Genomic DNA, 14,222 nt, shown 5'->3' on the forward strand with positions numbered 1-14,222 from the left:
CTCTTTCCGTCTCAGGCTCGCAGGCTGTCCAGCAACTTCGCCACATGCACTGCCTCGCGCTGCGCCCCATCCGCAATCTGGTGCCGGCAACTCGTCCCGTCCGCCACCACGATGGCATCGGGGTTCTTGCGCACCGCGGGCAGCAGCGCCGCCTCGGCCATCTGCATGGATACCTCGTAGTGCGATGCTTCATACCCAAAGCTGCCGGCCATGCCGCAGCAGGAGCTTTCGATCAGCTCAGGCTTGGCCTCGGGGATCAGGCGCAGCACCTCCAGGATGGGGGGCACGGCGCCGAAGGCCTTCTGGTGGCAGTGGCCGTGCAGCAGGATGGGTTGGCCTGCGGGCTTGAGCCTTGGGGCGAAGCGCCCGGCCTTGGCCTCGCGGGCCAGGAACTCTTCGAACAGCAGGGCCTGCTTCGATACCGTCACGGCCTTCTCGCCCAGGCCCATCACCAGGGCCTCGTCGCGCAGGGTGAGCAGGCACGACGGCTCCAGGCCGACGATGGCGATGCTGGCCTGGGCCAGGGGGAGGAGGGCGTCGATCAGTGCACCGGCTTTTGCCTTGGCCTCTTCGACCATGCCGGTGGCCAGGTACGTGCGGCCGCAGCAGTGGTGGCCGCCGGCCTTTTCCACGGTGTGCAGCACATAGCCGGCCGCGTGCAGCACGCGTGCGGCGGCCAGGGCATTCTCGCTCTCGAAGGTGCCGTTGAAGGTGTCCACAAACAGCACGGCTGCCTTGCGGCCTGCCTGGGCGGCGGCGATGGTGTCCTGCTTGCTGCTGAACAGCGCCTTGTCGTGGCTGCGCCAGAAAGTGTCGCTGCGCCATTCCGGTAGCGACCGTTTGGCCGAGAAGCCCAGCAGCTTCTCGCCCAGCCAGGCTGCGCCGGGCACGGTGTTGCGCAGGTTGAGCAGCCAGGCGAAGTGGCTGGCGGTGCGTGCGTAGCCGGGCAGGTGGGCCACCAGCCGGTCCTTGAGGGTATGGCCGTGGCGGCGCTTGTAGTGGTCCAGAAACTCGACCTTCATCTTGGCCATGTCCACGCCCGTGGGGCAGTCGCGCTTGCAGCCCTTGCAGCCCACGCACAGGTCCATGGTGTCGTGCATGGCTTCGCTGGTGAAGGCGTCGGGACCGAGCTGGCCCGACACGGCCAGGCGCAGGGTGTTGGCGCGGCCGCGCGTGAGGTGCTGCTCGTCGCGCGTCACGCGGTAGCTGGGGCACATGGTGCCGGCGTCGAACTTGCGGCAGTGGCCGTTGTTGTTGCACATCTCCACGGCCTTGGCAAAGCCGCCGGTCACGTCGCCGCCGGTGCCGGGGGCGGTGGTCACCTCGGTCACGGGGTCGGCCTGCACGTTCCAGGCGGACCAGTCGAGCACGGGGGTGAGGGGGATGCGCTTGTAGGGTTTGGGCGCCGTGGGCGGGGCAAAGCGGAACAGCACGCCGTCGTCCATCTTGGGCGGGTCGATGATCTTGCCGGGGTTGAACAGGCCGATCGGGTCCAGGTGGTTCTTGATGGCGCGAAACGCCTTGTTGATGGCGGGGCCGAACTGCCACTCGATCCATTCGCCCCGGCACAAGCCGTCGCCGTGCTCGCCGCTGAAGGCGCCCTTGTACTTGCGCACCAGGGCGCTGGCCTCTTCGGCAATGGCGCGCATCTTGGCGGCGCCATCGGTTCGCATGTCGAGGATGGGGCGCACATGCAGCGTGCCCACCGAGGCGTGGGCGTACCAGGTGCCGCGGCTGCCGTGCCGGGCGAACACTTCGGTCAGGCCGTCGGTGTATTCGGCCAGGTGTTCGAGCGGCACGGCGCAGTCCTCGATGAAGCTCACGGGCTTGCCGTCGCCCTTGAGGCTCATCATGATATTCAGGCCCGCCTTGCGCACCTCCCACAGGTTCTTCTGCGGGGCCTCGTCGGGCATTTCCACCACGCTGCCGGGCAGGCCCAGGTCGCCCATCAGCTCCACCAACTGGCGCAGTTGCGGCAGCAAGGCGGCCTTGTCGGCGCCCGAAAATTCCACCAGCAAAATGGCGGCGGGCTTGCCGATGAGCGCCGTCTCCACCGTGGGGCGAAAAGCCGGGTTGGCCAGGGCCAGCTCGATCATCGTGCGGTCCACCAGCTCCACCGCCGTGGGGCCGAGCTTGACGATGTGCTGCGCCGAGTCCATCGCTGCATGGAAGGTGGGGAAGTTGATGATGCCCAGCACCTTGGCGCGCGGCAGCTCGCTGAGCTTGAGCGTGAGGCTGCGCGTGTAGGCCAGCGTGCCCTCGGCGCCGATGAGCAGGTGCGCCAGGTTCACGCTGCCGTCGGCGGTGTAGGGCTTCTCGCTCTGGTTGTCGAAGATGTCGAGGTTGTAGCCCGCCACGCGGCGCAGCACCTTGGGCCAGTGCTCGGCGATGTCGCTGCGGTGCTGCGCGGCGAGCTGCCGCACATGCTGCGCGATGGCCGTGGCGCGCGGGCCCAGCGTGGCCAGGGGGCCGAAATCGACCAGTTCGCCGTCGCTCAGCCAGGCGCTTGCGCCCAGCACGTTGTGGACCATGTTGCCGTAGGCGATGGAGCGCGAGCCGCAGGAGTTGTTGCCCGCCATGCCGCCCAGCGTGGCCTGGGCGCTGGTGGAGACGTCCACCGGGTACCACAGGCCGTGGGGCTTGAGCTGTGCGTTGAGGTGGTCGAGCACGATGCCGGGCTCCACCGTGGCCGTGCGGGCCTGCACGTCCAGTTCCAGCACCTTGCGGAAGTGCTTGGTGTTGTCGATCACCAGCGCCGCGCCCGTGGTCTGGCCGCACTGACTGGTGCCGCCGCCGCGCGCCAGCACGGGCACCTTGAGGTCGCGCGCGATGTCGATGGCCAACGCGATGTCGCGCTCGGTGCGCGGCACCAGCACGCCGGCCGGCATGATCTGGTAGATGGAAGCATCGGTCGCATAGCGCCCGCGCGATCCGGCATCGAACAGCACCTCGCCCTCGGTGTCTGCCGCCAGGCGCCGCGCCAGCGCCTCGCAGGTCTCGTTCGGGGGCAGGGTGGTACCGGCTGGCTGCAGGGTGCTGGCGGGTTCGATGCGCATGGGGGGTGGGTTCCTAGGTGGAGGCTTTTCGCTGGGGCTTGGGGTAGATCTCGCCGGCGCGCAGCAGCTCCAGCACCGTGTCGCGCTTGCGCAGCACGTGCGCCACCAGCACCTTGCGCATGGCATCGGCGTCGTGGGCGGCCAGGGCTTCGATCATCTGTTCGTGCTCGGCCACGGCCAGCTTCCACTTGGCTTCGTTCTGGTTGGTGCGAAAGCGCAGCGACTGCACGCGCGCGTTGATGGAGCGGTAGGTGGCCGTGAGCACCGGGTTGCGCGCCGCCGCGTTGATGGCGGTGTGGATGTTGTTGTTGATGCGGTAGTAGCCCGACAGGTCGCGCCGCGCGAAACAGGCCATCATTTCGTAATGCACGGCGCGCAGCTCGGCCAGCTCCTCGTCGCCGATGCGCTGCGCGGCCAGCTCGCCCGACATGCCTTCGAGCATGGCCAGCACCTCGAAGGTGTTCACCACGTCCGCCTCGGTCAGCTTCACGGCCACGGCGCCCCGGTTGGGCAGCAGGTCCACCAGGCCCTCGGCGCCCAGCAGCTTGATGGCCTCGCGCAGCGGGGTGCGCGATACGCGCAGTTGCTCGCTCAGCTCGCGTTCATTGAGCTTGGCGCCGGGCGCGATATGACCTTCCACCAGCATGGTGCGCAGCCGCGCAGCGACCTGGTCGTGCAGTGCGAGGCGGGAGATTTCAATGATTTCAGCCATCGGTTGCTTTCTTGATTGAATTTTGCATGCAAAAAATGGTGGTATCAACGGCCGATACAAAGGGTATTCCCGCATGCGTCCATGTTTTTTGCATGCAAAACTGAGGGCAGAAAGGACGCTCCATGCTTCAACTCGACTTTCATCCCACCGGCCGCCATTTCCTGCAGATCCCGGGCCCGAGCCCGGTGCCAGACCGCATTTTGCGGGCGATGAGCCTGCCCACCATCGACCACCGGGGCCCCGAATTCGGGGGCCTGGGCCTCAAGGTGCTCTCGGGCATCCAGAAGATCTTCCAGACCCGCCACCCGGTGGCCATCTACCCCGCATCGGGCACCGGAGCCTGGGAGGCGGCCCTGTGCAACACCCTGAGTGCGGGCGACCATGTGCTGATGTTCGAGACCGGGCACTTCGCCTCGCTGTGGCAGAAGATGGCCACGCGCTTGGGTATCTCCACCGAGTTCCTCGCCTGGGAGGGCAAGGACGAGCACCTGCCCCTGGCCGGCGGCTGGCGCCGCGGCGTGCAGGCCGACCTGATCGAGGCCCGCCTGCGCAAGGACACCGAGCGCAAGATCAAGGCCGTGTGCGTGGTGCACAACGAAACCTCCACCGGCGTCACATCGGACATCGCCTCGGTGCGCAAGGCCATCGACGCGGCGGGTCACCCGGCCCTGTTGATGGTGGACAGTATCTCGGGCCTGGCCAGCGCCGACTTCCGCCACGACGAGTGGGGCGTGGACGTGACCATCAGCGGATCGCAAAAGGGCCTGATGCTGCCCCCGGGCATCAGCTTCAACGCCCTGTCGCCGCGTGCGCTCGAAGCATCGAGGACCGCCACGCTGCCGCGCGCCTTCTGGGCCTGGGACGAGATCGTGGAGATGAACAAGGACGGCTACTGGCCCTACACGCCCAACACCAACCTGCTGTACGGCCTGTCCGAAGCGCTGGACATGCTGCTGGCCGAGGGGCTCGACAACGTCTTCGCGCGCCACCAGCGCTGGGGTGCGGGCGTGCGCGCCGCAGTCAACGCCTGGGGCCTGCCCATCCAGTGTGCCGACCCGGCCGTGTATTCGCCCGTGCTCACGGGCGTCATCACGCCCGAGGGCGTGGACGCCGATGCCCTGCGCCGCCTGATCCATCAGCGCTTCGACCTCTCGCTGGGCACGGGCCTGGGCAAGCTCAAAGGCCGCATGTTCCGCATGGGCCACCTGGGCGACAGCAACGACCTCACGCTGGTGGCCATGGTGGCCGGCGTGGAGATGGGCATGAAGCTCTCGGGCATCGCCCTGGCGGGCAGCGGCGTACAGGCGAGCATGGACTATTTCGCCAGCCATGCAGCGCCTGCGGCATTGAAGAAGGCGGCGTGAACGCCGCCCGTTCCTCTTTTTCCTGATCGGGGCACCAGGCCAGCGCGCGTGCGCTGGCCTTCGCCGTGCCCGGCGCGGCCTGGAGCCGTGGAGACACCGTGTTTTTCTGCCGCCGGGTGCGTTGCGCGTGCCTGATGCGGCGCCTTGCTGGGTTCATTCAAACCAGGCTCACAGAGCCACGAAGGAGACAAGCGATGATGAAAAGACGTTCCCTGATCCAGACCGCAGGCGTGGCAGCGGCCACGCTTGGCGCGCCGCGCCTGTTCGCGCAGGAGTGGCCGAGCGGCCCGGTGCGCATCATCGTGGGCTTTCCGCCCGGGGGTGGCACCGATGCGCTGGCGCGCGTGGTGGCGACCAAGTTGTCCACGATGTGGAAGCAGTCGGTCATCGTGGAGAACAAAGCCGGTGTCTCGGGCGTGCTGGCGGCCGAGTACGTGTCGCAGCAGCCCAGCGATGGCAGCACGCTGCTGATGGCGCACATCAACAGCCATGCGCTGGCGCCCAGCCTGCAGCCCAAGCTGCGCTACGACGTGCAGCGCGACTTCGTGCCCATCGTGATGGTGGGCGTCACGCCCAACCTGCTGATCGCCGGTCCGGGGCAGAAGGCCCTGACCGTCAAGGAGATCGTGGCGCTGTGCAAGGCCGACCCCGGCAAGGTGAGCTTCGGCTCGGCAGGCCCGGGATCGGCCCAGCACCTGGCGCTGGAGATGTTCAAGCTGCAGGCGGGCGTGGATGCGCTGCATGTGCCCTACAAGGGCAGCGCGCCCGCGCTGGCCGACCTCATGGGCAACCAGATCCAGTACTGCTTCGAGACGATGACTGCCGCCACCCCGCACGTCAAGAGCGGCAAGGTGGCCGCCGTGGCGCAGACGCGCACCAAGCGGGCCAAGGGCCACCCCGGCGTACCGACCATGCAGGAGCAGGGCTTCAACGGCTTCGAGGCCACCACCTGGTACGGGCTGGCGGGGCCGGGCAAGCTACCATCGGGCATCGCCGACAAGATCAACCGCGACGTGAACACCGTGCTGGCCATGCCCGACGTGCAAGAGCGCATGGACACCTATGGCGCCGAAGACGGAGGTGGAACGCGCGACAAATTCAAGGACTTCATCGCCACCGAAATCGCCAAGTGGGGCAAGGTGGTGAAGGAAGGCAACGTCAAGGTAGAAAGTTGAACAACGATGGCTGAGCAAGACCCGACGACCGGATTGACCCAGGCCCTGGTGGCCGCATGGCAGGCTGGGCACACCATCAGCGCCTTGCCCTGGGGCGGGGCGCTTGCCGATGCGCCTGCGGCCTATGCCGTGCAGGAAGCGGTGGGGCATGCCATGGGCTGGTTCCCGCCGGGGCCGGCGCGGCACTGGAAGTCAGGCGGGGCCAACCGCCAGGTGGTACTCACGCACGCACCGCTGCCACCAGCCGGCGTGCGCAGCAGCCCGGCGGAGTATGCGGACATGCAGTTCCACACCATCGGCATCGAGGCCGAGATCGCGCTGCGCCTGGGCCAGGCCGTGTCGCCCGCGCAGGCGGCAGCGCTCACGCCCGATACTGCAGGCATGTTCGTCGACGCCATGGCCGTGTCGATCGAGATCGTGGATTCGCGCTGGGCCGAGGGTGGCGCCGCACCGGCCCTTCTGCGCCTGGCCGACCTGCAGTCGCACGGCGCGCTGGTGCTGGGCGAGTGGGTGCCTTATGCCGCGCGCGACTGGGCGGCGCAGCGCTGCGTGGCGCGCATCGGCCAGCGCGAGCCGGTGCTGCGCACGGGCACCCACCCGCTGGCAGACCCTGCGTGGCTGCTGCCCACCTGGCTGCAGCACGCCACGCGCAACGGCGCGACCGTGGCGGCCGGTACGGTGGTGACCACCGGGTCGTGGGTGGGGCTGCTGCCTGCTGCCAGGGGTGAGGCGGTAGAAGTGGAATTCGACGGCGTGGGCCGCGCTTCCCTCACGCTTTAGAAAGACGATCCCGGCTGCGCGAGGAATGCCGTTTCCTCCGCCGTCGAGACCCGTCCCAGCACCTGGTTGCGGTGAGGGTAGCGGCCAAAGCGCTCGATGATCTCGCGGTGCCTGATCTCGAAGGCCAGGTTGTTTTCCAGGCCTGGCTGGTCGAACAGCTCCATGGCGTGCAGGTGGATCACCAGCGATTCGCTGTGCATGTAGGGCATGTAGGCAAAAGCGCGCTGCGCGGCGGGCAGTGCGTGGTGTTGCCCGCTGGCCACCAGTTCCTGGGCCAGGGTCAGCGCCTGCGCATCCTGCGCAAACGCCTGAGCGGTATCGCGGTGGATGTTGCGCGAGAACTGGTCGAGCACGATGATCTCGGCCAGCCGCCCCTCGGGCGTGGCGCGCCAGGGCGCCAGCTCGCACTGCCTTGCGGCGTGCAGCGTGGCGCCAAAGCGGGTGGCAATGGTCTGGTCGAGCACCTCGTCCTTCTGGAATTGCTGCTGGGGCGTGAGTTCCTGGAACCAGAACTGGAGGACGTCTTCTTGGCGGTGCATGGGCAATGGATCTGCGGAGAGGGCACCCATCATAGGTGCAAGGGCGTTGAAAAAGGCCTGTCAGCCGAACTGGTAGGAGGCCATGGCCACCTCCATGGCATGGTCGACAAAGACCCGGTGGCCCACGTCGGCACCCGCGGCGCCTGCCACCACCATCAGCGGAATCAGGTGGTCCTCCTGCGGATGCGCCAGGCGTGCGGCTGGGGCCTCTTGCCAATGCACCAGCATGTCATTGCGCTGCTGCGCGCTGAGGGCGGTGATTGCGTCGTTCAGGAAACCCTCGAAGGCCTCGGCCACCGGCGTGGACTGCGGCCGGCCAAAGCCGCGCATGTTGTGGTACGTGAGGCCGCTGCCCATGATGAGCACGCTTTCGTCCCGCAGCGGCGCGATGGCCTGGCCCAGGCGGATGTGCTCCGCCGGGTCGTAGCTGGACTTCATCGACAGCATGACCACCGGCACATCGGCCTCGGGGTACATCAGGCTCAGGGGGACGAAGGTGCCGTGGTCGAAGCCGCGGTGGGCATCTTCCTTGCAGCCGATGCCGGCGGTGGTCAACAGCTCGCCGACGCGTCCTGCGATTTGCTTCGACCCCGGGGCTTTGTACTGGATGCGGTAGGTGTGCTCAGGGAAGCCGGAGTAGTCGTATTCCATGGGCGGGTGCTCGGCGGTGGAGACGGTGAACTCCTGCGCCTCCCAGTGGCCGGTGATGACGAGTATGGCCTTGGGCCTGGCGGGCAACAGGCCAGGCATATTTGCAAACTCACGTGCCGTCTTGGCGAACAGCTGCTTCATGCCGTCGACCCACGGCCAGGGGCCGCCGCCGTGGGAGACGAAGAACGTGGGGAAGGTGGGGGTGGTCATGCGGTTCCTTGGCCCGAGGAGAAGTGGGGAATCTCGGCGCGATGGATCGAATATAGGTGCCCACCTGGGGGTCCACAAGGCAGCATGGCTGGGAAACACTGTCCGGCAGGCAGGACAATCGGGAGGTGGTCCTTGTACCGCCGGGCCTGCAGGCCTGAGCTGCATCACGGATGGCCGTCACTGGCCTCCCGATGCCGCTGCAGGTCCAGGGCTTGCCTGGGCCTGCATCAGCTCAATGCTTGGTCAGGCGGATCTTACCGTCGCGGACGTACTGGTTGTACTGGTCCTTCGGTATCGCGGCCGAGCCCGCGATATCGTCTTCCACCGACCAGCTCAGCGTGGTGCTGTCGGGTGACGTGATCAGCTCCACCGGACCTTCGGGGATGGTGATGGGCGCGCCATCGCCAGGCGTGTAGGTCACATGGCCGTGGATGGTGGCGTGCTGGGTGTGTGCTGGTTGTGTCATGGCAAATCCTCATGCGGCAGGGCCGCTGTTGGCATTTTTCCATTACAGCGTTGCGCGCGCCCGCGCATTGTGGGACCACGCGCCGTGGCGGTGCGGGCCAGGGGCTCAAGGTGGCAGCACCGCCTGCTGGTTGCGCTCCGTGCGCACCAGGTACAGCCCGCTGCCGATGATGATGGCCCCACCGATCAGGGTGTAGGCACCCGGCACGGCCTGCCACAGCACCCAGTCCAGCCCCATGCCCCAGGCCAGGGCGGTGTACTCGAATGGCGCGACGACCGAGGCCTGGCCGTGGCGGAAGGCCTCGGTGATCGCCAGTTGGCCGAGAAAGCCCGACACCCCCATGGCGGCCACCAGCGGCCAGTGGGATGCGTCCAACGCCTTCCACTGCGGCAGGGCCAGGGCCGTGGCGCCCAGGGCCAGCATGGCCGTGGTCCAGAACACCAGGCTGGCACTCGAATCGGTGCGCGTGAGCAGGCGCCCGGCGATGGCCGAGATGGCGTAGCCCGTGGCCGCGCCCAGCACGGCCAGCGCGCCCACGGAGAGCATGGCCTCCTGGCTCGGGCGCAGGGCCACCACCACGCCCACCAGGCCGAGCACGATGGCCACCCAGTGCGCGCCGCGCACCTTCTCGCCCAGCACCACGGTGGACAGAGCGGTGATGAGCAGCGGGGCGATGAAGAACAGCGTGTAGGCCTCGGCCAGGCCCAGCTCGCGCAGCGCAAAGGCGAACAGCGCCAGCATGGTGATGTTGATCGCGCCGCGCAGCAGGTGCAGCGGCCAGCGCACCTTGAGCAGGCCGCGCACCTCGCCGCGCCACAGCACGTACAGCGTCACCAGGGGCAATGCCGCCAGGCCGCGCATGGACGCGACCTGCATGGCCGGGTAGCTGCCCGACAGGGTCTTGAGCAGTGCGTCCATCACCGAAAAGCAGCCCACCGCCAGGCACATGGCGATGATGCCGCGCAGGTTGGCCGAGAGGGGCGCGGTGGCGGAGGTCTGGCTGGATGTGGCGGCCTGGGCGCTGGGCTCAGCCACCGGAGGCTCCTGGCAGGGCACTGGCTGCAAGGGCAGCCGGGGTCGGGTAGGGCGTCATGGCGGCAATCAATCGTAGGCAATGGACCGGTCCCCAACGCAGTGCGGGGCTTTGCAAAAAGTGTAGCCCAGGCCTGCTGCCAGTGGGCTGCCCGCATTCCCATGCCGCGAGACGCTTGCCCTGCCGGCTGGTCAATCGACCTTCGCTTTGTCCTTTTCTTTGCCACCGCGCTGCGAGCGGCCCTGCGTCGCGTCGTGCAGCATCGGGATGGCCCAGAGCACGGCCAGGGCCAGCACGGTGCTCAGCACCGCCGTCATCTCGCGCCCCAGGCCCGCGGCCACGCCGATGGCCGCCGTCAGCCAGATGCCGGCGGCGGTGGTCAGGCCCCGCACCTGGGACTCCCCATCGCCATCGCCCTTGAGGATGGTGCCGGCACCGAGAAAGCCAACCCCCGCGACGATGCCCTGGATCACGCGGCTGTTGTCCGCCGGGCCGATGCCGACCTGCTGAGCCACCAGCACGAACAGCGCGGCGCCCATGGCCACCAGCATGTGGGTGCGTATGCCGGCGGCCTTGCCTGCGTGCTCGCGCTCCCAACCGAGCAGGCCGCCGAGGATGCCGGCCACCATGAGCCGCACGACGATGCGGGTGGCTTCGCCGGCGTCGGGGACGTCGGAGAATTCGGAGGCGATGGTGGTGGCGATTTGTTGCCACCAGGCTTGGGATGCGTCAGCCATGGCGGCGGCCTGGTGGGTGAGGGTTGTGGTGGTGTGTTGTGGTTATGGGCGCGCGCATGGCATCTCCGGGTGCCGTGCCCACGGCGGGCACTGGCGACAATGTGCTTGCTTGTTGCTTGGGGCGCTAGCAGTGGAATGCGAGTTGGGGGGTAGGACGCGGCTGACGCTGTGGTGCTCTGGAGCTATGCGTTTATTGTTGCTGCGTGCCTTGGTTGAGGGCGGAGGCCGGGGTGTGCGCCCGGCGGCGCACCCACCTTCTTTTGCGTCGCCAAAAGAAGGTGGGCCAAGAAAAGGCGACCCCCAGTCTGCGTCCCCCGTTCGCCCTGTCGGGCGAACGGGGGCAGCCTGCGATGCTCGGTCCTGGGGTGGTGCCGCAGAACTCACTGCGTTTGGCCGTTGGCCAAACTCCGTTCAAACAGCTGCGGCAAGCCAGATCACGAAGTGCGTGTGTCCTTCGGCACACGCACCCACCCCAGGCCCTGCGCTTCTCGGCGCAGCCAGAAGGGGTGCGGAGCGGGGACAAAGACGGCTGCTGCTACGCAGCTGCGCCTTGGGTCGGGGACGCGCGCGCTGCGCGCTGCCGACTGTTGGAGCGCGATCGCTCTGCCCAGGCCAAGCGCAGCGAGGCAGTTGGGGCCGAGCGAAGCAATGGCCCGAGTGGAGCCCGCTCCCACCCCCTTCTGACCGTGCCGAGAAGCGCAGGGCCTGGGGTGAGCGCGTGCCGAAGGACACGCGCCTCGTCATCTGGCTCGCCGAAGCTGTTTGACCGGAGCTGCCTCGCAGAGGCAGCGCAGGGAGTTCTTCGGCGTCACCCCAGGACCGAGCATCGCAGGCTGCCCCACTCGCCCACCGGGCGGGTGGGGACACGGGCAGCGGGGTCGCCTTTCTTTTGGGTACTTTTCTTTGGCGAAGCAAAGAACAAGTACCTCGGCCGCCGGGCCGAGACCCGGCCTCCGCCTTCAACCAAAGCACGCCGCCAAAAAAGACAGCAATGCACCGTTGGGGTCATGCTCAGCAGTGCAATCCGCTCACGGTGTAAGCCCATCCACCGTCACCCCCGGCAACACCCCCAACTCCCCCCGATGAACAATAGGACAGTTCAGCACCACCCGCGTCACCTCCAGCACCACAAAACCCTTGTCGGCAGCATCCAGCACCTCCTCCTCCGACCGCAGCACGCGCGCCTGCGCAGGGTCGCGCCAAGTGACCTTCACCAGCTGCCACAGCGGGCTGTAAGCCGCGCTGCGGTTGGCATGGCCCACGGGCTCCGGGGCCGAGGCGAACACACTGGGCTGGCGGAAGTTGGTGCTGCCGTACACGCGCGACGTGGCGCCTGGGCGCCGGCTGCCGCCTGAGGTGGCGGGCACGTCGGCCAGCGCATGAGCGAGCTGGGGCACGTGGTTGGCCAGGTGCTCGCGCGCCACCTCGGCGTCGGATGCGTCGGTGGTCACGTACAGCACCTCCTTGCCGTCGAACCAGCCGCGCAGCAGCGGCAGGTGCGCCCGCTCGGCGCTGGCCGGCCCGGGGCTGGTGTTGCTGTTGGCGGCGGGTGTGGCGCAGCCTGTGATCAGCGCTGCAGCCAGCAGCAACAGGCCCGCCCCTGGGGGCAGGCGGTACGGGCGTTTGGTGGCGTGTCTGCAAAGGGTGGGCATGGCAATGGTCCTTTGGAAGTGCGGTTCGCCGGGCCATTGTGGGCCAACCACCCACTACCCATCAACCGAAGGAACGCGCCGCGCCCAGTGCACCCAGCCGCGTGGTGATGGCAAAGAACTCCGCCACCGTATCGTCAATGATCTGCTGCGCCGTCTTGACGGAATCGATCAGCCCCGCCGTCTGCCCCGCGAGCGCAGGCGCAGCCTCCATGTCGCCGCCAAAGTACACACGCTGTATGCCCTCGAAGCTGTCGGCCGGCATCAGCCCGGCTGCGTGGATGGCCGCGGTGCGCTCGGACTTGAGCGCGCGGATGCAGGGGCTGGCGCGGGTGTTGAGCATCCAGGTGCCGGTGGTGCTGGCGCCCACGATGGCGTTCTTGTAGTTGGCATGCACCGGGCTTTCGGCGCAGCTCACGAAGCGCGTGCCCATCTGCACCGCCTCGGCACCGAGGGCAAAGGCTGCGGCCATGCCGCGCCCGTCGCAGATGCCGCCGGCCGCCACCAGCGGCACGTCCACCCGTGCGCGGATGGCCTGCAGCAGCACCAGGGTCGACACCTCCTCGGGGTTCTTGAAGCCACCGCCTTCGCCGCCCTCGACCACCAGGCCGTCGATGCCCGCATCCACGCACTTGAGCGCAGCCTCCAGCGTGGGCACGGCGTGGTAGACGGTGATGCCGGCGTCCTTGAGCGGCGCGATGAACTTGGCCGGGCTGCCGGCGGAGGTGGTGACGAACTTTACGCCCGACGCGCAGACAAAGCGCAGCATGGCGTCGTCCTTCAAAAATCGGATGGGCAGGTTCACGCCGAAGGGCAGGCCGAGGGCACGCATCTTGGTGATCTCGGCCTGGCAGTTAGCCGTTTCGCCCGACGAGGTCTCGATGATGCCCAGCCCGCCGGCGCGCGACACGGCAGAGGCCAGCGGCGTGCGCGCGATCCAGCCCATGGGGGCCTGGATGATGGGATAGCGTGCGCCCGTGTGGGCGAGGACGCGGTTGTTGCCGGTGGTCGGGGTGGTCATGCGTTCGGTCTCCGTTGTTCTTGGGAAAACTCATTATTCGGGGCCAGCCGCCCGCTGCATGTCGCCCGCGTTACGGGACCCTGCACCAGGGGCGCTCTGCCAGCAGGCGCTGCCAGTCAGCGCTGGGGTCGGCCTGCTGCACGCCATCGCCTGCTTCCAGCCTGAGCCCGCTGTCGAACACCAGCGCTTCGCCCGTCACCGGGTGCGGCACCTGCAGCTGCCAGGCATGCAGCCACAGCCGCTGCAGGCCCAGGCGCTCGGCCCACCAGCGGTTCAGCGGGCCCTTGCCGTGCGTGGCGTCGCCGATGATGGGGTGGGCCAGGTGCTTGAGGTGCCGGCGGATCTGGTGGCGCCGGCCGGTGGTGGGCACGGCCTCGACCAGCGAGGCGCGGGTGCTGGCAAAGCGCGGGTCGCTAGCCTCGGCCAGGGTCAGTTGCGCCAGGGTGCGAAAGCGCGTGTGCGCCTCCTGCACCGGGGCATCGGCCGGGGCGTCGTCGGGCTTGAGGGCGTGGTCCACCTCCACCGCCGCCGGGGCAAAGCCGCGCACCATGGCCAGGTAGCGCTTGTGCGTGGCATGGTGCTCGAAAGCCTGCGACAGGGCGCGTGCTGCATCGCTGTGCAGCGCCATCACCAGCACGCCGCAGGTGCCCTTGTCGAGCCGGTGTACGGGGTACACATGCTGGCCCAACTGGTCGCGCAGGGTCTGCATCACGAAGCGCGTCTCGCCCGCGTCGAGCCCCGTGCGGTGCACCAGCCAGCCCGCAGGCTTGTAGACGGCGACGAGGTGCTCGTCGCGCCAGAGGATGAGGAGCGGGGTCATGGTGAGGGG

Annotated in this window: 13 protein-coding genes; 3 read left to right on the forward strand and 10 right to left on the reverse strand. The window is 68.2% G+C overall.

The features are described from left to right. Positions 1-11: 11 nt before the first annotated feature. On the reverse strand, positions 12-3,056 hold the full coding sequence (locus ACSQ3Y_RS10645) for an FAD-binding and (Fe-S)-binding domain-containing protein (RefSeq protein ID WP_436177249.1): 3,045 nt from the start codon (positions 3,054-3,056) through the stop codon (positions 12-14). A 13-nt stretch (positions 3,057-3,069) separates the two neighbouring features. Next, complete coding sequence (locus ACSQ3Y_RS10650; RefSeq protein ID WP_436177250.1) at positions 3,070-3,768, reverse strand: GntR family transcriptional regulator; 699 nt, start codon at positions 3,766-3,768, stop codon at positions 3,070-3,072. A gap of 122 nt (positions 3,769-3,890) precedes the next feature. On the opposite strand from ACSQ3Y_RS10650, the gene ACSQ3Y_RS10655 reads away from it, so the two are divergent. The 3 genes from ACSQ3Y_RS10655 to ACSQ3Y_RS10665 all read left to right on the forward strand — a co-directional run bounded on the left by ACSQ3Y_RS10655 (position 3,891) and on the right by ACSQ3Y_RS10665 (position 7,087). Continuing rightward, positions 3,891-5,132 carry a pyridoxal-phosphate-dependent aminotransferase family protein gene (locus ACSQ3Y_RS10655; protein ID WP_436177251.1) on the forward strand — a complete coding sequence of 414 codons (1,242 nt, stop codon included), beginning with the start codon at positions 3,891-3,893 and terminating at the stop codon, positions 5,130-5,132. Between the two features lie 197 nt (positions 5,133-5,329). Next, positions 5,330-6,307, forward strand: a complete 978-nt coding sequence (locus tag ACSQ3Y_RS10660) for a Bug family tripartite tricarboxylate transporter substrate binding protein (RefSeq protein ID WP_428003711.1) — start codon at positions 5,330-5,332, stop codon at positions 6,305-6,307. Positions 6,308-6,313: 6 nt separating this feature from the next. After that, positions 6,314-7,087, forward strand: a complete 774-nt coding sequence (locus ACSQ3Y_RS10665) for a fumarylacetoacetate hydrolase family protein (RefSeq protein ID WP_436177252.1) — start codon at positions 6,314-6,316, stop codon at positions 7,085-7,087. Here the strand turns inward: ACSQ3Y_RS10665 and ACSQ3Y_RS10670 are convergent. From ACSQ3Y_RS10670 to ACSQ3Y_RS10705, 8 genes are all read right to left on the reverse strand, one after another. Continuing rightward, on the reverse strand, positions 7,084-7,626 hold the full coding sequence (locus tag ACSQ3Y_RS10670) for a DUF924 family protein (protein ID WP_436177253.1): 543 nt from the start codon (positions 7,624-7,626) through the stop codon (positions 7,084-7,086). The genes ACSQ3Y_RS10665 and ACSQ3Y_RS10670 overlap by 4 nt on opposite strands. Before the next feature lie 60 nt (positions 7,627-7,686). Then, the gene (locus tag ACSQ3Y_RS10675) at positions 7,687-8,487 is read right to left on the reverse strand and encodes a DODA-type extradiol aromatic ring-opening family dioxygenase (protein ID WP_436177254.1); all 801 of its coding nucleotides are present in this window, start codon (positions 8,485-8,487) and stop codon (positions 7,687-7,689) included. A 232-nt stretch (positions 8,488-8,719) separates the two neighbouring features. Beyond that, positions 8,720-8,953 (reverse strand): hypothetical protein, encoded by a 234-nt coding sequence (locus tag ACSQ3Y_RS10680; RefSeq protein WP_057206684.1) that lies wholly within the window; start codon positions 8,951-8,953, stop codon positions 8,720-8,722. A 105-nt stretch (positions 8,954-9,058) separates the two neighbouring features. After that, complete coding sequence (locus ACSQ3Y_RS10685; RefSeq protein ID WP_082604439.1) at positions 9,059-9,988, reverse strand: DMT family transporter; 930 nt, start codon at positions 9,986-9,988, stop codon at positions 9,059-9,061. Between the two features lie 189 nt (positions 9,989-10,177). Continuing rightward, positions 10,178-10,723, reverse strand: a complete 546-nt coding sequence (locus tag ACSQ3Y_RS10690; RefSeq protein WP_436177255.1) for an MgtC/SapB family protein — start codon at positions 10,721-10,723, stop codon at positions 10,178-10,180. 1,028 nt (positions 10,724-11,751) lie between these two features. Beyond that, on the reverse strand, positions 11,752-12,375 hold the full coding sequence (locus tag ACSQ3Y_RS10695; RefSeq protein WP_436177256.1) for a DUF7482 domain-containing protein: 624 nt from the start codon (positions 12,373-12,375) through the stop codon (positions 11,752-11,754). Positions 12,376-12,436: 61 nt separating this feature from the next. Further along, on the reverse strand, positions 12,437-13,393 hold the full coding sequence (locus ACSQ3Y_RS10700) for an NAD(P)H-dependent flavin oxidoreductase (RefSeq protein WP_436177257.1): 957 nt from the start codon (positions 13,391-13,393) through the stop codon (positions 12,437-12,439). A 70-nt stretch (positions 13,394-13,463) separates the two neighbouring features. After that, positions 13,464-14,213, reverse strand: coding sequence for a pseudouridine synthase (locus tag ACSQ3Y_RS10705; protein WP_436177258.1), 750 nt, complete (start codon positions 14,211-14,213; stop codon positions 13,464-13,466). Positions 14,214-14,222: the final 9 nt, after the last annotated feature.

Origin of the sequence: Acidovorax sp. LjRoot66, from assembly GCF_964253305.1 — a bacterium.
Taxonomy (GTDB): domain Bacteria; phylum Pseudomonadota; class Gammaproteobacteria; order Burkholderiales; family Burkholderiaceae_C; genus Acidovorax.